The organism is Caballeronia sp. BCC1704 (assembly GCF_902833455.1).
Classification (GTDB): Bacteria; Pseudomonadota; Gammaproteobacteria; order Burkholderiales; family Burkholderiaceae; genus Caballeronia.
Genome location: NZ_CADFFT010000004.1, coordinates 165,443 through 186,930 on the forward strand (window position 1 = coordinate 165,443; position 21,488 = coordinate 186,930).

Below are 21,488 nucleotides of genomic sequence, written 5' to 3' on the forward strand. Positions count from 1 at the left end.
GGGACATCATTCATGCCTGCACAAAACACTTCCCGTTTCGCGCCGGATCGCACGCGCGATATCGTGTGCCTCGGGCGTCTCGCCGTCGATCTGTATGCGCAGCAAGTCGGCGCGCGGCTCGAAGACGTATCGACGTTTGCAAAGTATCTGGGCGGATCGTCGGCGAATATCGCGTTCGGCTGCGCGCGGCTCGGGCTCAAGTCGTCGATGCTCGCGCGCGTCGGCAACGACCACATGGGGCGCTTTCTCACCGAAACGCTCGCGCGCGAAGGCTGCGATATCAGTCACGTTCGAACCGATCCCGAGCGGCTGACCGCGCTCGTGCTGCTCGGCATAGAAGACCGCGATACGTTCCCGCTCGTCTTCTATCGCGAGAACTGCGCGGACATGGCCGTCGACGAAAGCGATTTCGACGAAGCGTATATCGCGTCATCGAAGGCGCTGCTGATCACGGGCACGCACTTTTCGACGGAGCACGTGAACCGCACGAGCCGCCGCGCGCTCGAATATGCGCGACGCAATCAGGTCCGCACGATACTCGACATCGACTATCGGCCGGTGTTGTGGGGTCTCACGGGCAAGGCCGACGGCGAGACGCGCTTCGTGGCGAACGAAGGCGTGACCGCGCATTTGCAGCGTATTTTGCCGCTGATGGATCTCGTGATCGGCACCGAAGAAGAGTTCCGTATCGCGGGCGGCAAGGATCGTCTCATCGATGCGCTCACGATGGTGCGTACCGTCACGAGCGCGACGCTCGTGGTGAAGCGCGGGCCGCTCGGATGCTCGATCATCGAAGGCGCGGTGCCCGCTTCCATCGACGACGCGCCGATACACGGCGGCGTCGAAGTGGAAGTGCTGAACGTGCTCGGTGCAGGCGATGCGTTCGCCTCCGGCTTCCTCTCGGGCTGGCTGCGCGATGCGCCGCTCGAAGCCTGCGCGAGCGCGGCGAATGCCTGCGGCGCGCTCGTCGTTTCGCGACACGGCTGCGCGCCCGCGATGCCCACGCCCGCCGAACTCGACTATTTCCTCGCCGCCGCGAAGCAAGACCCGACGCGCATGCGCCGCCCCGACCGCGATGCGACGCTCGCGCGGCTGCATCGCGTGAGCCCTGCGCGCAAGGCATGGGACGAAGTGCTGGGCTTCGCGTTCGATCATCGCAACCAGTTCTTCGAACTCGCGCAGCAAACGGGCGCAAGCGAAGCGCGCATAGCGGCGCTCAAGGGCTTGTTCGTCGAAGCGGTCGCGCAGACGGAAAAGGACTTGCAACTCGAAGGACGTATCGGCGTGTTGATCGATGACCGCTATGGACAGGATGCGCTGAACGCGGCAACGGGGCGCGGCTGGTGGATCGGCCGGCCGGTGGAGTTGCCCGGCTCCATGCCGCTCGTCTTCGATCATGGCCGATCGGTCGGCACGACGCTCGTCGAATGGCCGCGCGAGCATGTGGTGAAGTGCCTCGTTCACTATCACCCGGATCATCCGCATGACGTGCGCCTCGAACAGGAAGCGCAGTTGCGCGCGCTCTACGATGCGGTGCAGGCAAGCGGCCACGAACTGCTGCTCGAAGTGATCGTGCCGAAGAACGGACCGCCCGTTGCGGACGACACCGTCTATCGCGCGTTGAAGCGCCTCTATAACCTTCAGTTATACCCGGAGTGGTGGAAGCTCGAACCGATGAGCGCGGCGCAATGGCAAGCCGTCGATGGCCTGATCGCCGAGCGCGATCCGTATTGCCGTGGCGTCGTGCTATTGGGCCTGTCCGCGGGCGTCGATCAGTTGCGCGATGGCTTCAGGGAAGCGGCATCGTCGAAGACATGCAAAGGCTTTACTGTAGGCCGCACCATCTTTCACGAGCCGAGTCACGCATGGCTTGCGGGCGAAATAAGCGACGACGAACTCATCGCCCGCGTGCGCCGCACGTTCGAGACGTTGATCGCGGCATGGCGCGATGCGCGCGCATCGCAAGATACGACCGCCGATATCAAGACCCTTCACGCAACCCAGGAGCAGGCCGCATGAACGCAGTGGCTTCCACCATCAGACTGACCGCCGCGCAGGCGCTCGTGCGCTATCTCGCGGCACTGCGCACTGAACACGGCGAGCCGCTGTTCGGCGGCGTATTCGCGATCTTCGGGCACGGCAATGTCGCGGGCATGGGCGAGGCGCTCTATCGGCATCGCGAAGAACTGCCGACGTATCGCGCGCATAACGAACAAGCGATGGCGCATAGCGCGATTGCCTTCGCCAAGGCGCACATGCGACGCCGCATGATGGCGGTGACGACTTCGATCGGGCCGGGCGCGACGAATCTCGTCACAGCGGCCGCGCTCGCGCATGTGAACCGCTTGCCGGTGCTGCTCTTGCCCGGCGATATCTTCGTCTCGCGCGCGCCTGACCCCGTGTTGCAGCAAGTCGAAGATGCACATGATGGCGGCGCATCCGCGAACGATGCGCTGAAGGCCGTGTCGCGTTACTTTGATCGCATCGTGCATCCCGCGCAGTTGTTGAGCGCGTTGCCGCGCGCCATTCGCGTGTTGACCGATGCCGCGCAATGCGGACCCGTGACGCTCGCGCTGCCGCAGGACGTGCAGGCGATGGCGTACGACTACCCTGCTTCGTTCTTCGAGCCGCGTGCAGTCGAGTTTCATGCGCCGGCCGCATCGTCGCGCGAGATCGAGCGTGCCGCCGCGTTGCTGCGTGAATCACGCGAACCGATGATCGTGTCGGGCGGCGGCGTGCTGTATGGTCTCGCCACCGAGGCGCTGCGCGACTTCGCACACAAGCACGGCATTCCGGTCGCGGAAACGCAGGCGGGCAAGGGCGCGCTCGCATGGGACGACGCGTTGAACGTGGGCGGCATCGGCGTGACGGGCTCATCGTCCGCGAACGAACTGGCGCATGCGAGCGATTGCGTGCTCGCTGTCGGCACGCGCTTGCAGGACTTCACGACGGGATCGAACACGCTCTTCACAGCGGCCAAGCTTCTCGCCATCAACGCCAATCCGTTCGATGCGCTGAAGCAAAACGCCGTGGCCGTCGAAGCGGATGCGCGTCTCGCGCTCGATGCGTTATCGCAAGCGCTCGGCGACTGGCGTGCGGCGCCCGAATGGACCACGCGCGCGCAACGTCTTGCGAACGACTGGCGCGAGACCGTCGCGCATGTGACGAACACGCCGCCGGACGGCCGCTTGCCGCGCGAAGCGGAGGTGATCGGCGCGGTGCAACGTTCGCACGATGCGTCGCCGACCGACGATATCGTCGTCTGCGCTGCGGGAACGCTGCCCGCCGACTTGCAGAAGCTCTGGCGCACGGGCGCGCCGGGCGGCTATCACGTCGAATACGGCTATTCGTGCATGGGCTATGAGATCGCGGGCGGCCTCGGCGTGAAGCTCGCGCGGCCCGAACGCGAAGTGATCGTGATCGTCGGCGACGGTAGCTATCTGATGATGAATAGCGAGCTGGCTACATCGGTGATGCTCGGCGCGAAGCTCATCGTCGTATTGCTCGACAATCGCGGCTATGGCTGCATCAACCGCTTGCAGCAGGCGTGCGGCGGCGCGCCGTTCAACAATCTCCTCGACGATTGCAAGCAAGGCGATTCGGGCGCGCCGCACATCGACTTCGCCATGCACGCGCGTTCGATGGGCGCGCTCGCGGAACACGTCGCCAACGTCAATGAATTGCAGGACGCGATGAAGCGCGCGCGGGCTGCGGACCGCAGCTATCTGATCTCCATCGACACCGATCCCGCCCGCACCACCGATGAAGGCGGATGGTGGTGGGAAGTGGCGGTGCCCGAAGTCTCGGATCGCGATGCGGTCATGTCCGCGCGCGCGAAGTATGAACGCGCGCTGAAGGCTCGCGCGGGCAACATCGACTAAGCATCAAAAGGACACGACACCATGCCCCTGAATGTCCGCATCGGCATCAACCCCTTGTCATGGATGAACGACGACTTGCCTTCGCTCGGCGGCGAGACGCCGCTTTCCGTGGCGCTGACCGAAGGCAAGCGCATCGGCTATGAAGGCTTCGAGCTCGGCAACAAGTTCCCGCGCGAACCGCAGGCGTTGAAGGCGCTGCTCGCGCAATACGATCTCGCGCTCGTCTCCGGCTGGTATTCCGGCCAGCTCGCGCGACGCAGCGCGGAAGAAGAGATCGAAGCGGTAGGCCCGCACCTCGACCTGCTTGCGCAAAACGGCGCGACCGTCATGGTCTATGGCGAAGTCGCGGATTCGATTCAGGGCGCGCCGCGTCCGTTGTATCAGCGTCCGCGCTTCTTTTCGGATGCGCAATGGTCGCAATATGCCGAGCGGCTGAACCGCTTTGCCGAATACACGCTTTCTAAGGGCGTGCGCGTCGCCTATCATCATCACATGGGCGCGTATGTCGAAACCCCGGCGGACGTGGACCGTTTGATGGCGCTGACGAGCGATGACGTCGGCCTGCTTTTCGATGCCGGCCATATCACGTTCGCCGGCGGCGATGCGTTGAGCGTGCTGCAAAAGCACATTGCGCGCGTGTGCCATGTGCATTGCAAGGATGTGCGCACCGATATCGTGAAGCTCGCGCGTAACCGAAACTGGAGCTTTCTCGATGCGGTCATCAACGGCGCGTTCACGGTGCCGGGCGACGGCGCGGTGGATTATCCCGGCATCGTCGCGTGTCTTGCTGCGCATGACTATCGCGGCTGGCTCGTGGTGGAAGCGGAACAAGACCCCGTGATTGCGCCGAGCTATGCGTATGCCGACAAGGGCTATCGCACGCTGCGCGCGCTCGTCGATGCAACGTACAAGGAGGCGGCATGAGCCTGCTAGTGAAAGCATCGCGCGAAGGCCAGACCATCGCGCGCGTTACACCGGATTCCGCGGGCTGGAAGCATGTGGGCTTCGCCGCGTATCGCATGGATGCGGACGATGTCGTGCACGTGTACGACGCGGATCGCGAAAGCTGCATCGTCGTGCTGACGGGAACGGTCAGCATCGAAGCGGGCGACGAGCATTGGCAGTCGATCGGCTCGCGCGACAGCGTGTTCGAAGACGCCGCGCCGTATGCGGTCTATGTGCCGCCGAAGCTCGCCGCCATCGTGCGGGCCGAGCGCGAAACGGAGCTTGCGGTGGCAAGCGCGCCTGCAACGGGACGCTATCCGCCTCGCCTCATCGAGCCATCGCAGATGAAACGCTCGACTCGCGGCAAGCACGCGAATACGCGCTACGTCTGCGATATTCTCCCGCAAACCGAAACCGCCGAGTCGCTGCTCGTGGTGGAAGTGAGAACGCCCGGCGGACATGCATCGAGTTATCCTCCGCATAAACATGATCAGGACAACGTACCAACCGAGAGCGCACTCGAAGAGACGTACTATCATCGCTTGAACCCGCCGCAAGGCTTTGCGTTCCAGCGCGTCTATACCGACGAGCGCGATCTCGACGAAACCATGGCCGTGGAAGATCACGATGTCGTGATGGTGCCGCGCGGCTATCACCCGGTCGTCGTGCCGTATGGCTACGACAACTACTATCTGAACGTGATGGCGGGCGACAAGCGGACGTGGCACTTCAAGAACGACCCGAAGCACGAATGGATCGTGGAGCGCGACAGCAAAGGCTGATTCACCCTACCGACAACCACTCGCGCATTACGTCGTCACGCTGCTCCAGTTGCGCGAGCGAACCGTCGAAGCGCACCGCGCCGTGTCCCATCACTGCGACGCGCGCATCGAGCATGCGCGCGATCGTGAGCCGCTCTTCGATCAGCAGTATCGCGACGCCGCGTTCGCGCAGCGTCGAGAGGCACGCGGCGACTTGCGCGATGACCTGCGGGGCGAGCCCTTCGCCGGGCTCGTCGATGACGATGAGCGATGGATCGCCCATCAGCGTGCGCGCGAGCGACAGCATCTGCTGCTCGCCGCCGGATAGCGCGCCGGCCTTCACCGACGCGCGCTCCTTCAACGCGGGAAAGAGCGCGTACGCATCGTCGAAGGCGAAGCGCGTGCCTTTACGTTCGCCGAGCGCGAGGTTCTCGCGCACGCTCAAGGCGGGGAATACATCGCGCGTTTCCGGCACATAGCCGATCCCCAGCCGCGCGATGCGAAACGCGCGCTGTCCGACGAGTTGCGCGTCGCGATAACGCATATCGCCCGCGCATCGCACGAGGCCCATGATCGCTTTCGCGAGCGTCGAACGGCCTGAACCATTGCGGCCGACAAGCGCGACCGCCTCGCCTTCTGCAACCGACAAGTTCACGCCGTGCAGCACTTGCGCCGCGCCGTACCATGCGCGCAAGTCCTCGATGCGCAGAAGCACGCTCATGGCGCGGCTCCCAGATAAGCCTCCTGCACATCATGATTGCGACGGATCGCATCGGGCGTATCGGAGGCGATCACGCGCCCTCGAACCAGCACCGATACGCGATCCGCAAGCGAGAACACCGCATCCATGTCGTGTTCGATGACGAGCAGCGTGCGGCCTTCCGTCGTCGCGCGAATCAACGCGAGCGCGCGCGCCGCTTCCGCGCGATTCATGCCCGCAGTGGGTTCGTCGAGCAGAATGAGCGGCGCATCCGTTGCGAGCGCGACGCCCAGATCGAGCGCGCGCTGCTCGGCATACGTGAGGCGCGCGGCGGGCTCGTCGGCGCGTGAAGAAAGACCGATGGCATCGAGCATCGCGCCGGCACGCTCGTCGATCGCGTGGGAGCGAAACCAGCGATCCACCCATCGCGACGACGCCGCGCCCATCACCGCGCACCGAAGGTTGTCGAACACGGACAGACGCGCGAACACGCTCGTCGTCTGGAAGCTGCGCGCGAGCACGCGGCTCACGCGCTGCGGCGGCTTGCCGGTGATATCGACGCCCCGCGCGACGATGCGGCCCGCGTCCGGCTTCGCGCGGCCCGAGATCAGATCGAAGAGCGTCGACTTGCCCGCGCCGTTCGGTCCGATGATCGCGTGGCGCTCGCCATTCTCGATGCGCAGATCGACGCCGCGCAGAACTTCGGTCGCGCCGAATCGCTTGACGATGCCTTCGACGTGTAGTGCCGACGTCATCGCGCGTGCTCCCTTCGTGCGCTTATGCGAGCGAGCCAAAGCCCGAGCAACGCGCACGGCACCACAATCCACCACGCGCCGCGCGACGGCGTGACGGCATCGGCGTGACGCGCATAGAGCGTCTCGACCGCAACCACGACTGCAACGCCCCACGCAATCGCGCTCAGCACGCGCAGGACGAGCGCGCGCCAATCGCGCGTCACAAGGCCCGCGACGCCATCCGGCAACGCGACGACCGCCCACATGAAGAAAAGCCCGAGGTACATCGGCCACGCGGCGGACACGCTCGCGACGCCTACGCTGAAAAACGTCAGCAGCACCGCGCCGATCACGGGACCGAAGAACGATGCCGTGCCGCCGATCACGGTCGCCACCAGCACGCCGGTCGAGCGCGCGAGCCCGACGCTTTCCGCCGACACGAGTTCGACACTGACGAGCGACAGCACGCCCGCGACGCCCGCAAAGAACGCCGACACGAAAAGCATCGCGAAGCGCACGCGGCGCGGCGCAAAGCCGATGGCCGCGGCGCGCGCCGGGTTGTCGCGCACGGCGTTGGCGAGCCGGCACATCGGCGTGCGCGTGAACGCGAACATCGCGAGAGTCGAGACGATGCACCAGCACGCGATCAACGCATACGCCTGCCACAGCGGGCCGAACGTCCACGCGAAGAACGGCGGTCCGCTCGCGCGGTCGATGCTCACGCCGCCTTCGCCGCCGAACCAGCCGGGAACGAGCCACACGCTCGCCGCGACGAGCTCCCCGATGCCGAGCGTGATCATCGCGAACGCGGTGCCCGCGCGCTGCGTCGAGATCGCGCCGATGGGCACGGCGGCTAGCGCGGCGGCGCATCCGCCGATGAGCGGCAGCAGCGGCAAAGGCACGCGCAAGCCGTTGAACACATGCGCGGCGGCGAACGCGCCGAGGCCCGCATACACCGCGTGCCCGAACGACAGCAAGCCGGTTTCGCCGAGCAGCAGGTTGAACGAGAGCGCGAAGACGATCAACGTCGCCGTCTGCGCGAGATACGCGAGCAGCCACGATTGATGGAAGAAAATAGGCGGCAGCGCGAGCGCGGCCATTAGCAGGACGAACGGGACCGACCTATGCATCGCGCGTGCGCTCGCCCATGAATCCGTGCGGGCGCGCGGCGAGCATCGCCACGAGCAGCAGATACGGCAGGACCGGCGCAAGCTGCGCGAGGGTCAGCGCGCGCCACGCATCGGGCAATGCGATGCCGAACGATGCCGCGATGCTGCCCGCCGATGCCGTCGAGCCGACCGCGAAAGTCTGCGCGCAGCCGATCAGGAGCGACGCGATGAGCGCGCCCGACAGCGAGCCTATGCCGCCGATCACCACGACGACGAACACGATAGGCCCGACCGCATCGGCCATCGCGGGTTCGATCACGGCAAGCGGCGCGCCGATCACGCCGGCGAGCGCGGCGAGCGCGGTGCCGACCGCGAAGACCGTCGTGAAGACGCGCGGCACGTCATGGCCGAGCGTCTCGACGGTTGCCGGATGCGTCAGCGCTGCGCGCACGACGAGGCCGGTGCGGGATGTGCGAAGCACGATGGCGAGCGCGCCGAGCATCGCGATGGAAAGCGTCATCATAAAAACGCGATAGCGCGGGAAGGCCGCCCCGTAGAGCGTGAAGAGCGGGCCGTCGAGCGCGTGAGGGATCGTCGCGGGCAAGGGACCGAGGCCCCAGACGAGCTTCACGCCCTCGCCTATCACCATGGCCGCGCCGAATGTCAGCAGCAGTTCCGCGAGCGCGCCGCGCGAATGCACGCGTCGCAAAAGATATCGCTCGAACAGTGCGCCGAGCGCGCCGACCACGAGCGGCGCCAGAACCAGCGCGACCCAGAATCCGCTATGGATGGCAAGCGCTTGACCGACATACGCACCCAGCATGTAAAAGCTCGCGTGCGCGAAGTTGAGGACGCCGAGCATCGAGAAGATGAGCGTGAGCCCGGCCGACAGCATGAAAAGCAGCAGCCCGACACTCACGCCGTTCAGCAGGCTGACAGTGAACCACTGAAGCGACACGACACCCTCAGGCGTTGACGAGCGGCTTCAACGCATCGACGAGAGGCGCGGGCAACGGCACCGGCCTGCGCGTCACGCGATTCACGTACACATGCACGAAATGCCCTTGCGCGGCTGCCTCGTCCGAACCTTCCGCGAAGATGCCGACCTCATAGCGCACGCTCGACGTGCCGAGCCGCTCCACGCGCAAGCCGGCGTCGATGCGCTGCGGAAACGTCACCGACGCGAAGTAATTGCAGCGCGTCTCGACGACGAGCCCGATGGTCTCGCCTTCGGTGTAATCGAGCACGCCCTGGCGCAGCAGATACTCGTTCACCACCGTATCGAAGTAGCTGTAATAGACGACGTTATTGACGTGCCCATACACGTCGTTGTCCGACCAGCGCGTGCTGATCGCGAGAAAGTGCGGGTAATCCGCTCGCGTGGTTCGAACCGGCTTGGTCATGGGTCAGAGCGATTCCATCAGCATGCGGCGATAGTCGTCGGCGCTCGCCTCGCGCGGGTTCGTCTTGTGGCAATGGTCCGCGAGCGCGCCTTTCACCACCTTGTCGAACATGCTTACGTCCACGCCCATTTGCGAGAGACGCGTCGGCAAGCCGAGGCGCTCGGTCATGTCGTGAAGCGCCTGCGCGACGTCCGCATTATCCGCGAGGTTCATCACGCGGCGCATGCGTTCAAAACGACGCTCGGCGACGACGGTCGGCGCGCTCTCGTTGAAGCGCAGCACGGCGGGCAGAACGACCGCGTTGAGCGTGCCGTGATGCAGCGACGTGCGCCCGTTCACCGCAAGGCCGCCCAGCGGATGCGACAGCGAATGCACGCAGCCGAGGCCCTTTTGAAACGCCATCGCGCCCTGCATGGACGCCGACATCATATTGAGGCGCGCGTCGCGGTCCTGACCGTCGCGCGTGGCCCGCTCGATGTTCGCCCACGCGCGTTCGAGCCCGTCCAGCGCGATGCCGTCCGCGGGCGGATTGAACGCCGGCGCGAGGAACGTTTCGATGCAATGCGCGATCGCGTCCATGCCGGTCGCGGCGGTGAGGCCGGGCGGCAGGCCGAGCGTGAGCGCAGGATCGCAGATGGCGGACTTCGGCAGCAGGTGCCACGAATGGAAGCCGAGCTTGCGCCCGTCGTTCAGGATGATGATCGCGCCGCGCGCCACTTCGCTGCCGGTGCCGGATGTGGTCGGCACCGCGATGAGCGGCGCGGCGCGCTCGGTGATTTTGCCGCTGCCGCCTTCGATGGTCGCGTAGTGCGTGAGCGGTTCGTCGTGCGTGGCGGCAATCGCGACGCCCTTCGCAAGATCGATCGACGAACCCCCGCCGACCGCGATCAACCCGTCGCAGCCTTCGCGCTTGTACTGCGCGGCGGCTTGAATGACCATGGCTTCGGTCGGGTTGGATGGCGTGTCGTCGAATACGGGCAGCGCGCCGAGCTTCGCGCTCTCGATCACGCGCGCGGACAGCCCCGCCGCCGCGACGCCTTTGTCGGTGATGACGAGCGGCCTTTTCATGCCGATGCGCGCGCATTCGCTTTGCAGCATGTCGAGCGAGTCGTAGCCGAGATGGATATGCGTCAGATAGAAGATGAAGGCCATGGCGGGCGGTGGCAGGCGATTAAGGGTGCGGCCATGTTGGAGCCGCGCGGCGAACGTGTCAATCGGGTTCCGCCGCGCGCGCAGCACGTTGGAACATCAGCGGGCCGCGCTAAGCGCGCGCACTTCGTCGGTGAAACGCTCGACGGTTTCCTGCTTCGTGTCCCATGCGCACATCAGCCGGCAGCCGCCCGAGCCGATGAACTGATAGAAGCGCCAGCCCTTCGCCCGCAGCGCCGCGGAAACATGCGCGGGCAGTTCCGCGAACACCGCGTTCGCCTCGGGCTTGAACAGCACGTTCACGCCGGGAATATCGGCGAGGCGTTCGGCCATCAGTTGCGCCATGGCGTTCGAATGGCGGGCGTTGCGCAGCCACACGTCGTCATCGAGCAGGCCGAGCCACGGCGCGGAGATAAAGCGCATCTTCGATGCAAGCTGCCCGGCCTGTTTCAGCCGATACGCAAAATCCGTGGCGAGCGCTTTATCGAAGAACACGACCGCTTCGCCAACCGGCAGACCGTTCTTCGTGCCGCCGAAGCACAGCACGTCGACGCCCGCGCGCCACGTGATCTCGGACGGATGCACGTTCAGCGTCGCGACCGCATTTGCGAAACGCGCGCCGTCCATATGCACCTTCAGATGCCGGCGCTTCGCGATAGCTGCGATCGCGCGCACTTCCTCGACGGTATAAACGGTGCCCACTTCCGTCGCCTGCGTGAGCGCGACCACCTTCGGCTTCGGATAGTGGATGTCGGCGCGCTTCGTGACGAGTTCCTCGATGGCATCGGGCGTGAGCTTGCCGTTCTCGCCCTTCGCCGTGAGCAGCTTCGAGCCGCCGGAGAAGAACTCGGGGCCGCCGCATTCGTCGGTTTCGATATGCGCGAGTTCGTGGCAAATGACCGAGTGGTACGACTGGCACAGCGAAGCCAGCGCGAGCGAATTGGCCGCCGTGCCGTTGAAGACGAAGAAGACTTCGCAATCGGTCTGGAACAGTTCGCGGATGCGGTCGCAGACGCGCGCGGTCCACGAATCGTCGCCATACGCGGGTTCGTGGCCGCTCGTGTTGGCCTCGACGAGTGCGGCAAGCGCCTCGGGGCAGATGCCGGCGTAGTTGTCGGAGGCGAAATGCTGGGTGGGTGGCGTGGGCGCTGTCATGGGATCGCTGTGATGGCTCGGGGCTGCGCGCGGACGATGTAGGTCATGCGTCTGCGCCGGGATGCCGGCCATTTTAGCGGTTCGGTCGCGCGGGCGCGGTCACGCGATGCCGCTGTGCGCGCGCCCGGCGAACGCGAGCGGCAAGTAAGCCGCCAGCCGCCCGCGTGCTACGGCTTACTTGCCGCTCGGCGCGCTTGCTGCCGCAGCCTGTTGAGCCTTCTTGTCCTTCTTGTTGGCCTCATGATGGCCGATCGCGCAGCCACCGACCGCGCCCGCCGTGCCATGCTTGCCCGCCACGTGCCCCGCGACGCCGCCGACGGCCGCGCCTTCCATGCAGCCCTTCGCCTGCGCCGCTCCCGTCAAAGCGATCATCGCGGTGGCGAGCAAAACGGATACGATTGTGCGATTCATGGTTCATCTCCCTTTGTGGTTGGATGAACCGGAGTTGCACGTCGTATGCCTGACAGCTTGTAATCACTCATGCAAACGGCCCGATCGACTTTCGCCGAATCGGGCCGCTTCAGACTGCTTCGCGCGAAATGCGCTGTGTTTAGAGTTGTTGCTGCACCCAGCCCGTCACGCCCGCGAGCGCGGCCGGCAGCTTGGCAGGCTCCGTACCGCCTGCCTGCGCCATGTCGGGACGCCCGCCGCCCTTGCCGCCCACTTGCTGCGCGACGAAGTTGACGAGTTCGCCCGCTTTCACCTTTTTCGATGCATCCGGCGTCACGCCCGCGATCAGGCTCACCTTGCCGCCATCGACCGATGCGAGCACGATGGCCGCGCTCTTCAGCTTGTCCTTCAGCTTGTCGACGGTTTCGCGCAGCGTCTTCACGTCCGCGCCTTCGAGTTCGGCGGCGAGCACGTGAACGCCGGAGACGTCAACCGCTTGCGAGACGAGTTCATCGCCCTGGCTCGACGCGAGCTTCGACTTGAGCGCGGCCAGTTCCTTTTCGAGCGACTTCACGTGCTCCTGAACCTGCCCGATGCGCTGCGTCAGTTCCGAGGGCTGCGCCTTCAGCACGCTCGCCGCCGCGTTGATGCGCGCCTCCAGTTCCTGCACGTAGCGCACCGCGTTGTCGCCGGTGATCGCCTCGACGCGGCGAATGCCCGCCGCCACGCCGCCTTCCATCACGATCTTGAAGAAGCCGATATCGCCCGTGCGCTGCACGTGCGTGCCGCCGCAGAGTTCGCGCGAGAAGCCCAGATCGAGCACGCGCACCGTGTCGCCGTATTTCTCGCCGAAGAGCGCCATCGCGCCGCCCTTCACCGCTTCGTCGTAAGACATGACGCGCACGACGCCCGGCGCGTTCGCCAGAATTTCCGCGTTCACGATCTCTTCGACGCGGCGGATCTGCTCGTCCGTCATCGGCGCGTTATGCGCGAAGTCGAAGCGCGTCTTGTCGGCATCGACGAGCGAGCCTTTCTGCTGCACGTGGCCGCCGAGCACTTCGCGCAGCGCCTTGTGCATCAGGTGCGTGGCCGAGTGATTGCGTGCGGTGCGGGCGCGGCGCACGGCGTCGATCTGGGCCTTCACCACGTCGCCGACCTTCAGCGTGCCCTGCGCGACCGTGCCGTGATGACCGACGACATCGGCCTGCACTTTCAGCGTGTCGGCCACTTCGAAGCGCGTGGACGCGTTGACGAGCACGCCCTGATCGCCGACCTGACCGCCCGATTCCGCGTAGAACGGCGTGTGGTCGAGCACGACGACCGCTTGTTGTCCCGCTTCGGCCTGCTGAACCGACGCGCCTTCCACATACAGCGCGACGATCTTCGCGTCGTCGAAAATTTCCTTCTCGTAGCCGTGGAACGTGGTCTTCGCGCCCGAGTATTCGAGGCCCTGCGCGAGCTTGAACTTGCCGGCCGCGCGCGCCTGATCGCGCTGGCGGGCCATCGCGTCGTCGAACGCGGGTTCGTCGACCGTCACGCCGCGCTCGCGGCACACGTCAGCCGTCAGATCCAGCGGGAAACCGTAGGTGTCGTGCAGCTTGAACGCGAGTTCGCCGTCCAGTTGCTTGACGCCCTTCTTTTCCAGCTCGGCGAGCTCGCCTTCGAGAATCGACATGCCGTGCTCGATCGTCTCGAAGAAGCGCTCTTCTTCCTGACGCAGCACGTCGGTCACGCGCTGCTGCGCGTCTTTCAGTTCGGGATACGCCGCGCCCATTTCCGCGACGAGATCGGCCACGAGCTTGTGGAAGAACGCGCTCTTCTTGCCGAGCTTGTAGCCATGACGGATCGCGCGGCGCACGATACGGCGCAGCACGTAGCCGCGGCCTTCGTTGCCGGGAATCACGCCGTCGACGATCAAAAACGAGCACGCGCGGATGTGGTCCGCGATCACCTTCAGCGAGTTGTTCTCGAGATCGGCCGTGTTCGTTTCGCGGCCGGCGGCCTTGATGAGCGTCTGGAACAGGTCAATTTCGTAGTTGCTATGCACGTGCTGAAGCACGGCGGCAAGGCGTTCTAGGCCCATGCCCGTGTCCACGCACTGCTTCGGCAGCGGCGTCATGTTGCCCTGCGCGTCGCGGTTGAACTGCATGAACACGAGATTCCAGATCTCGATGAAGCGGTCGCCGTCTTCTTCAGGCGATCCCGGCGGGCCGCCCCAGATTTCCGGGCCGTGGTCATAAAACACTTCGGAGCACGGACCGCACGGGCCGGTATCGGCCATCTGCCAGAAGTTGTCCGATGCGTAGCGCGCGCCCTTGTTGTCGCCGATGCGGATGATGCGCTCGGTCGGCACGCCGATTTCCTTCGCCCAGATGTCGTAGGCTTCGTCGTCTTCCTGATAGACGGTGACGGTGAGCTTCTCCGGCGGCAGCATGTAGACCTTCGTCAACAGCTCCCAGCAATAGTGGATGGCGTCGCGCTTGAAATAATCGCCGAACGAGAAGTTGCCGAGCATCTCGAAGAACGTGTGATGCCGCGCGGTATAGCCGACGTTCTCCAGATCGTTATGCTTGCCGCCCGCGCGCACGCTGCGCTGCGCGGTGGTCGCGCGCGTGTACGGCCGCGATTCGGCGCCGAGGAACACGTCCTTGAACTGGACCATGCCCGAGTTCGTGAAAAGCAGCGTCGGGTCGTTGCCGGGCACGAGGCTCGACGAGCGGACGATCGTGTGGCCCTTCGATTCGAAGAACTTCAGGAATTTCTCGCGTATTTCGGCGGCTTTCATGGCGTACGGGGCGCGTCTGCGTTCTCTGATGCGGTTTTTGGTATTGCCCGGCACGGCTTGCGACAAGGACTTTCGGCCAGGCAGAAGTAATCTTTGATTATACGGGATTCGCCGCGCGGCCCCGCCCGATAACGGTTTGAGCAAGCGCCCCCGAAAGTCGTCGCCTACGCCCTGCTTTCGCGTCGGCGCGGTTTCGTGCGACAGTCGCGAGAACGGCAGGCGATCCACCGAACCACATCAAGCGAGCGATATATCGAATGGGAGCACTGAGCCATATCCGCGTACTGGATCTCACCCGCGTGCTGGCGGGACCGTGGTGCGCGCAGACTCTGGCCGATCTCGGCGCGGACGTCATCAAGATCGAGCGGCCCGGAACCGGCGACGACACGCGCCACTGGGGCCCGCCGTATCTGAAGACGCCGGACGGCGAGGACACGCGCGAAGCCGCCTACTATCTGGCGGCCAACCGCAACAAGCGCTCGGTGACGGTGGATATCGCGACGGAAGAAGGCCAGCGCATCGTGCGCGAACTCGCCGCGCAAAGCGATGTGGTGCTGGAGAACTACAAGGTCGGCCAGTTGAAGAAGTACGGGCTCGACTACGAATCGCTGAAGCAGGTGAAGCCGGACATCGTCTATTGCTCGGTGACGGGCTTCGGGCAAACCGGTCCGTATGCGCAGCGCGCGGGCTACGACTTCATCATTCAGGGCATCGGCGGGTTTATGAGCATCACCGGCGAGCGCGACGGCCAGCCGGGCGGCGGCCCGCAGAAGGCCGGCGTCGCCATCGCGGACCTGATGACCGGCATGTATGCGACGGTCGGCGTGCTCGCGGCGCTGAGCCATCGCGACAGAACGGGCGAAGGCCAGTACATCGACATGGCGCTGCTCGACGTGCAGGTCGCCATGCTCGCCAACATGAACACGAACTTCCTCGCGAGCGGCAAGCCGCCGGTGCGCTGGGGCAACGCGCACCCGAACATCGTGCCGTATCAGACCTTCCAGACGAGCGATGGCTGGATCATCGTCGCGGTCGGCAACGACGGCCAGTTCCGCAAGTTCGTCGAAGCGGGCGGGCGCGCCGAGCTGGCCGACGATCCGCGCTTCGCGACGAACCCGTCGCGCGTGCGCAATCGTGAACTGCTCGTGCCGATTCTCGCGGACATGGTGCGCGCGCGCGGCAAGCACGCGTGGCTCGCGGCGCTCGAAGCGGCGGGCGTGCCGTGCGGGCCGATCAACGATCTCGCGGAAGTATTCGACGACCCGCAGGTGGTCGCGCGCCGGATGCAGATCGACTTGCCGCATCCGGAAGGCGGCGCGGTGAAGCTCGTCGCGAGCCCGATCAAGATGAGCGCGACGCCGCCCGAAGCGCGCGCGCATCCGCCGATGCTCGGCGAGCATACGACGAGCGTGCTCGCCGACGTGCTCGGTTACGACGACGAGAAAATCGCGCGACTACGGGCGTCAAAGGCGATCTGAGCGAAGATCACCGCACGCCCGCGCCGATCAGACCGCCGGCCGCCGCGCCCGCGACGGTGCCGAGCGGCCCGCCCGTCACGAGATAGCCGAGCGCGCCGCCGGCTGCGGCGCCGACGCCGGCGTGCGCCTGCTGGCGCGACATCCCCGAGCACGCGGCGAGGCTCGAAACGAGCGCGGCGGCCGCGGCGAGCTTGATGGTCGTGATAGCGATCTTCTTCATGGCTGGGTTCCTTCTTCTGCTTGTGTTGTCGTTGTGATGTCTTCTTGTGCTGCTTCGCCGGGCCGAAACCCGACGTGGCGAGCCGATCATAAAATCCGCCCGATGCGGCTCACAAGGCGATTTACGTCCCGTTACGGTCGTTACGAAACGGCTCGCGCGCCGCCCGCTGGCGGCGAGGCGCAACCCGCCTGCCCGCGCCGGTTGCGTAAGGTAGAATCGACCCGATATTCAGTCATGATTCGAACCCGTTCCGAGCCGCGCGGAACGGCTGCCGAACCGATCACACGCGAGCGCATCCGTTGGCACTCTTTTTCGCATGAACACCGATCGCAACGACGCCCCGGCGCCATCCAATTTCATCCGCAACATCATCGAAGACGACAACCGCTCCGGCAAATGGGCGCAGCGGGTCGAAACGCGTTTCCCGCCCGAGCCGAACGGCTATCTGCACATCGGCCATGCGAAGAGCATCTGCGTGAACTTCGGGCTGGCCGCGGACTACGGCGGCGTGTGCCATCTGCGTTTCGACGACACCAATCCCGAGAAGGAAAGCGTCGAGTACGTGGACTCCATCATCGACGCCGTGAAGTGGCTCGGCTACGACTGGAACAAGGACGGCCGCGAGCATAAATACTTCGCGAGCGACTACTACGACAAGCTGTACGAATTCGCGGAAATGCTGATCGCGAAGGGTCAGGCGTACGTCGACAGCCAGAGCGCCGAGGAAATGCGCGCGACGCGCGGCTCGGCCACGGAAGCGGGCATCAACTCGCCGTATCGCGACCGCACGCCGGAAGAGAACCTCGACCTCTTCCGCCGCATGAAGGCGGGCGAGTTCAAGGAAGGCGAGCACGTGCTGCGCGCGAAGATCGACATGGCCTCGCCGAACTTCAACATGCGCGACCCGGTCATCTATCGCATCCGCTTCGCGCATCACTATCGTACCGGCGACACGTGGTGCATCTACCCGATGTACGACTACGCGCATTGCGTGTCGGATGCGCTCGAAAACATCACGCATTCGCTGTGCACGCTCGAATTCGAAGATCATCGTCCGTTGTATGACTGGTTTCTCGCGCAGCTCGCGAACGACGGCGTGTTCAAGCGTCCGCTGCCGCAGCAAATCGAGTTTTCGCGTCTGAACCTCACGTACGCGATCACGAGCAAGCGCAAGCTCCTGCAACTCGTGCAGGAGAATCACGTCGATGGCTGGGACGATCCGCGCATGCCGACGATCGTCGGCGTGCGGCGTCGCGGCTTCACGCCCAAAAGCATCCGCCTGATGGTGGAGCGCGTCGGCGTGACGAAGGTGGATTCGTGGATCGACATGAGCGTGCTCGAAGGCGCGCTGCGCGACGATCTCGACGAAAAAGCGCCGCGCGCCATCGCCGTGCTGGATCCGCTGAAGCTCATTATCGACAACTATCCGGAAGGCCAGACCGACGAGTGCAGCGCGCCGGTGCATCCGCATCATGCGGACCGTGGCACGCGCTCGTTTGCCTTTTCGCGCGAACTGTGGATCGAGCGCGAGGACTTTCAGGAAACGCCGCCGAAGGGCTATTTCCGGCTGTTCCCGGGCAACAAGGTGCGGCTGAAGTACGGCTTCGTCGTGGAATGCACGGGCGCGGACAAGGACGAAAACGGCAACGTGACCGCCGTCCACTGCAATTACTTCCCCGACAGCAAGTCGGGCACGGAAGGCGCGAACGCGTACAAGGTCAAGGGCACGATCCATTGGGTCAGCGCGGCCACGGCCTACCCCGCCGAAGTGCGCATCTACGACCGTCTGTTCAAGGAGCCGCAGCCGGGCGCGGGCGGCGCGGAGTTTCTGGACGCGCTGAACCCGGACTCGAAGCGCGTCGTGAATGCGTATCTGGAGCCGAGCGCCCGCGAAGCCATGCCGGAGGACCGCTTCCAGTTCGAGCGGCACGGCTACTTCGTCGCGGACCGCGTGGATTCGCAGCCGGGCAAGCCGGTGTTCAACCGGATCGTCAGCTTGCGCGACAGCTGGGGCAAGCCGGCGTGATCGCGCGAAGGCTCACGCTCCGAGCGAGGACACCATGAAAGCGTCGCAAACGCCCGCAGTTCGCATCGTCGGCGCGATGGCGGCGGCGCTTGCGCTGACGTGCCCGGCCGCACATGCGGCTTCCGCGCAGGCGGCGATCGATCAAATGCCGCCATCGGCAACGCTGCGCAAGATCGCGGAGAACGGCGCCATCGTGCTGGGCGCGCGCGAGTCGTCGGTGCCGTTCTCGTACATGGTGCGGCAGCAGCCGACGGGCTATTCGTATGCCATCGCGCTGAAGGTCGTCGACGAAGTCAAGCGGCGGCTCAACATGCCGAATCTCGCGATCAAGAACGTGGTGGTTACGTCCGCGAACCGCATCTCCTACGTGGTCAACAACCAGATCGATCTGGAATGCGGCTCGACGGCGCATATCGCGGAGCGTGATCCGCTCGTCGCGTTTTCCAACAGCATCTTTCAGTACGGCATCCACATGGCGGTGAAGCGCAAGTCGGGCATTCGCGACTACGCGGATCTCGCCGGCAAGACCGTCGCGACCACGGCGGGCACGTCGGATGAGCGCATCCTTCGGCAGATGACGATGGAGCGCAAGCTGAACATGCGCATCATCAGCGCGCGCGATCACGCGGAAGCGTTCGGAGCACTGAAGAATGATCGCGCGGTCGCGTTCGTGATGGACGATCCGTTGCTCTACGGACAGATCGCCGAGCAAGGCGCGGCGCGCAGCGACTATATGGTGACGGGCGAATCGCTCGCGACCGAGACCTACGGCTGCATGATGCGCAGAGGCGATCCGGTGTTCAAGCGCATGGTCGACGACGTGATCGCGAACATGCAGCGCAGCGGCGAGGCCGCGAAGCTCTACGAAGCGTGGTTCATGCAGCCGATTCCGCCCGACGGCATCAACCTGCGATTCCCGATGTCGCCGGAGATGAAGGCGCTCTTCGCGCATCCGAACGACCACCGGGTCGACTAAGGCGAAACTTCAGCGTTCAGTCGAGCGTTTCGTGCAGTTCCGCGAGTGAAAGCGTCGTTTGGAAAAGCCGCGCGAGACTGCGGCTCGCGAAGCGGTCGACTTCCGCGGGACTGACCCAGCGGTAGGCATCCATCTCCGGAATCATGGTGCCGTCGCTATAGCGCGGGAAGTAGGACTCGCACACGCACTTGGCCAGGTCCACTTCATCGTCCGCGACGCGCACCGCGAAAAGGTGCAGGTCCTTGTCGCGCCGATATACGAAGCGGCCGAGATCCTTCAGATGCGCAAGGCGCTCGGCCGACAGCACGATGCCCGTCTCTTCGACGAGCTCGCGCAACGCCGCGTCGCGCGGGCTCTCGTCCGGATCGGCCTGACCCTTGGGCACGTCCCAATGCGCGGTTTCGGTCGCATGGCACAGAAGGACGTCGCCCTGTGCGTTCAAGATGACGACCCCGCACGATACGGTGCGGCCGGTCATCGCGCGTTCGCTCCGCTCATGCTCATTGTTTCTTCAGCTTCCATTTGCCGTCGGCTTGCTTGCAGGCGGTCGGAGCCCACGTCTGCGTCTGCCCTTTCGCGTTGGCGACCAGCGTGACCTTGCGGCACTTGAGCCCGTCCGAATCGAACGTGTTCTGCGGCGTCACGGTGCCGTTGATCGGCACGGTATTGCCGGTGCCTTCGTTGTTCCAGTCGAGCGATTCGCCGTCCTTCTTGGTATCGAGCGCGGTTTGCGCGGCCTTGTTGAGCGCCTGAAGATCGCGCTGCTTCATGTACGTGATCGGCGTGTTGTTCAGAAAGCCCAGGTTGGCCGCGAAAGCGCCCGCGCTGGCGACAGCGAACGCGACGGCCACGGTCGTGCGGATGCAGGCGCGAGCGGGCGCTCGATGATGGATCGGCATGAAGATTCTCCTCGTTGCGAAGTGGTGCGGCGCCGGGCGCGTCGACCTTCTCGCGCCAGCCGGCGTGCAGCGAGAATAGCATGAGGCGGCGGTCGGTTTTCTGACCGATCTCGGCTCGCTTTCACGCTTGCGCTTCGTGAAACAAGTTGTCCGCTAGCGCACGAGGTGGCAGGCGAAGTACTCGTCGAGGATATCGGTCATCTGCCACACCGGACACGGGCGGCGACAGTGGCCGTCGTAACCCGCTTCTTTGAGCGCGGCGAGCGGCTCTTCAGGCAGAAAGCCGCTCATCGCGACGACGAGACGCGTCTGATCGTCCGGATGCGCCTGAAGTTCGCGGACGAGCGCGTAGTGAGCGCATCCGCCGATGCGCGTATCGATGAACAGCACGTGCGGATGCCATTCGCTGACGCCTTGTCTGAGCGAAGACACGTCGGCGACGAATCGCGCGGGAAAGCCTTTGAGATCGAACAGCTTGACGAGCGACTCGCCGAGCGCGCGCTCCGTCGACGCGACGAGCACGCGCCGCGCTTCGCGTTCGACGCGCAATTGCCTGCGGTTCCATAGCGCGCATTGCGCCGTACTCGATTCGTAGGCTCGTTTGTTCATGCGCCCTCTTTCGCGGATTCATTCGGTGCATCGCGCGCCGCGATGATGCAGGCGCGCACCGCAAGCGAGCGGCGCTCGGGATGTTCGAAGGCGTTGGTCGCGAGGCGCCGCGCGCGTTCAGATATGGGCAGGAAGTGGGCCAGTTTGATGCGCGAATGATCTGAACTTTATGCGTTCAATAGGACGCCTGATTAAACGGAGCAGACATGAAACGGGAGAGCCGAAACGACAAAGGGCCACGCAAAGCGTGGCCCTTTTGATATTCCGC

The 21,488-nt window shown here is 65.0% G+C and carries 20 protein-coding genes; 7 read left to right on the forward strand and 13 right to left on the reverse strand.

From position 1 onward, the window contains the following. The first annotated feature begins 12 nt into the window (after positions 1-12). From iolC to iolB, 4 genes are read left to right on the forward strand one after another with little or no spacing between them, the layout of a single operon-like run. Positions 13-2,019: a 5-dehydro-2-deoxygluconokinase gene (gene iolC / locus HWX53_RS20485; protein ID WP_175944325.1), complete on the forward strand. Its 2,007-nt coding sequence runs from the start codon at positions 13-15 to the stop codon at positions 2,017-2,019. After that, positions 2,016-3,881, forward strand: a complete 1,866-nt coding sequence (gene iolD / locus HWX53_RS20490) for a 3D-(3,5/4)-trihydroxycyclohexane-1,2-dione acylhydrolase (decyclizing) (RefSeq protein ID WP_175944327.1) — start codon at positions 2,016-2,018, stop codon at positions 3,879-3,881. Before iolC ends, iolD begins: the two co-directional genes overlap by 4 nt. A gap of 21 nt (positions 3,882-3,902) precedes the next feature. Next, on the forward strand, positions 3,903-4,805 hold the full coding sequence (gene iolE / locus HWX53_RS20495; protein WP_175944329.1) for a myo-inosose-2 dehydratase: 903 nt from the start codon (positions 3,903-3,905) through the stop codon (positions 4,803-4,805). Continuing rightward, a complete protein-coding gene (gene iolB / locus HWX53_RS20500; RefSeq protein WP_175944331.1) occupies positions 4,802-5,608 on the forward strand; it encodes a 5-deoxy-glucuronate isomerase in 807 nt (268 codons plus the stop codon). The genes iolE and iolB overlap by 4 nt, the downstream gene beginning before the upstream one ends. Position 5,609: 1 nt before the next feature. Here iolB and HWX53_RS20505 read toward each other — a convergent pair whose 3' ends face one another. The 9 genes from HWX53_RS20505 to alaS form a co-directional block, all read right to left on the reverse strand. Next, on the reverse strand, positions 5,610-6,308 hold the full coding sequence (locus HWX53_RS20505) for an ABC transporter ATP-binding protein (protein WP_175944333.1): 699 nt from the start codon (positions 6,306-6,308) through the stop codon (positions 5,610-5,612). Further along, the gene (locus tag HWX53_RS20510; protein WP_175944335.1) at positions 6,305-7,042 is read right to left on the reverse strand and encodes an ABC transporter ATP-binding protein; all 738 of its coding nucleotides are present in this window, start codon (positions 7,040-7,042) and stop codon (positions 6,305-6,307) included. Before HWX53_RS20510 ends, HWX53_RS20505 begins: the two co-directional genes overlap by 4 nt. After that, the gene (locus tag HWX53_RS20515; RefSeq protein ID WP_175944337.1) at positions 7,039-8,151 is read right to left on the reverse strand and encodes a branched-chain amino acid ABC transporter permease; all 1,113 of its coding nucleotides are present in this window, start codon (positions 8,149-8,151) and stop codon (positions 7,039-7,041) included. The genes HWX53_RS20510 and HWX53_RS20515 overlap by 4 nt, the downstream gene beginning before the upstream one ends. Continuing rightward, positions 8,144-9,025 carry a branched-chain amino acid ABC transporter permease gene (locus HWX53_RS20520; protein WP_244140224.1) on the reverse strand — a complete coding sequence of 294 codons (882 nt, stop codon included), beginning with the start codon at positions 9,023-9,025 and terminating at the stop codon, positions 8,144-8,146. The genes HWX53_RS20515 and HWX53_RS20520 overlap by 8 nt, the downstream gene beginning before the upstream one ends. A gap of 70 nt (positions 9,026-9,095) precedes the next feature. Then, positions 9,096-9,533, reverse strand: coding sequence for a thioesterase family protein (locus tag HWX53_RS20525; RefSeq protein WP_175944339.1), 438 nt, complete (start codon positions 9,531-9,533; stop codon positions 9,096-9,098). A gap of 3 nt (positions 9,534-9,536) precedes the next feature. Continuing rightward, the gene (locus HWX53_RS20530) at positions 9,537-10,685 is read right to left on the reverse strand and encodes an iron-containing alcohol dehydrogenase (protein ID WP_175944341.1); all 1,149 of its coding nucleotides are present in this window, start codon (positions 10,683-10,685) and stop codon (positions 9,537-9,539) included. 96 nt (positions 10,686-10,781) lie between these two features. Beyond that, a complete protein-coding gene (locus tag HWX53_RS20535) occupies positions 10,782-11,837 on the reverse strand; it encodes a low specificity L-threonine aldolase (RefSeq protein WP_175944343.1) in 1,056 nt (351 codons plus the stop codon). 174 nt (positions 11,838-12,011) lie between these two features. Then, positions 12,012-12,248 (reverse strand): hypothetical protein, encoded by a 237-nt coding sequence (locus HWX53_RS20540; protein ID WP_175944345.1) that lies wholly within the window; start codon positions 12,246-12,248, stop codon positions 12,012-12,014. A gap of 139 nt (positions 12,249-12,387) precedes the next feature. Next, on the reverse strand, positions 12,388-15,012 hold the full coding sequence (gene alaS, locus HWX53_RS20545) for an alanine--tRNA ligase (protein ID WP_175944347.1): 2,625 nt from the start codon (positions 15,010-15,012) through the stop codon (positions 12,388-12,390). A gap of 257 nt (positions 15,013-15,269) precedes the next feature. Between alaS and HWX53_RS20550 the strand changes: the two genes are divergently transcribed. Continuing rightward, complete coding sequence (locus HWX53_RS20550) at positions 15,270-16,490, forward strand: CaiB/BaiF CoA-transferase family protein (RefSeq protein WP_175944349.1); 1,221 nt, start codon at positions 15,270-15,272, stop codon at positions 16,488-16,490. Positions 16,491-16,497: 7 nt separating this feature from the next. On the opposite strand, the gene HWX53_RS20555 is transcribed toward HWX53_RS20550, so the two are convergent. After that, positions 16,498-16,710 carry an ornithine carbamoyltransferase gene (locus tag HWX53_RS20555; protein ID WP_175944351.1) on the reverse strand — a complete coding sequence of 71 codons (213 nt, stop codon included), beginning with the start codon at positions 16,708-16,710 and terminating at the stop codon, positions 16,498-16,500. Between the two features lie 316 nt (positions 16,711-17,026). On the opposite strand from HWX53_RS20555, the gene HWX53_RS20560 reads away from it, so the two are divergent. Together HWX53_RS20560 and HWX53_RS20565 are read left to right on the forward strand one after the other, a co-directional pair. Continuing rightward, on the forward strand, positions 17,027-18,736 hold the full coding sequence (locus HWX53_RS20560) for a glutamine--tRNA ligase/YqeY domain fusion protein (protein WP_175944353.1): 1,710 nt from the start codon (positions 17,027-17,029) through the stop codon (positions 18,734-18,736). 34 nt (positions 18,737-18,770) lie between these two features. Continuing rightward, entirely contained in the window at positions 18,771-19,712 is a 942-nt protein-coding gene (locus tag HWX53_RS20565) for a transporter substrate-binding domain-containing protein (RefSeq protein ID WP_175944355.1), read from the forward strand. A gap of 16 nt (positions 19,713-19,728) precedes the next feature. Here the strand turns inward: HWX53_RS20565 and HWX53_RS20570 are convergent, their stop codons facing one another. The 3 genes from HWX53_RS20570 to HWX53_RS20580 all read right to left on the reverse strand — a co-directional run bounded on the left by HWX53_RS20570 (position 19,729) and on the right by HWX53_RS20580 (position 21,220). After that, complete coding sequence (locus HWX53_RS20570; RefSeq protein WP_175944357.1) at positions 19,729-20,190, reverse strand: NUDIX hydrolase; 462 nt, start codon at positions 20,188-20,190, stop codon at positions 19,729-19,731. A 22-nt stretch (positions 20,191-20,212) separates the two neighbouring features. Beyond that, complete coding sequence (locus HWX53_RS20575; RefSeq protein ID WP_175944359.1) at positions 20,213-20,611, reverse strand: RT0821/Lpp0805 family surface protein; 399 nt, start codon at positions 20,609-20,611, stop codon at positions 20,213-20,215. 153 nt (positions 20,612-20,764) lie between these two features. Then, complete coding sequence (locus HWX53_RS20580; protein WP_175944361.1) at positions 20,765-21,220, reverse strand: hypothetical protein; 456 nt, start codon at positions 21,218-21,220, stop codon at positions 20,765-20,767. Between the last annotated feature and the right edge of the window lie 268 nt (positions 21,221-21,488).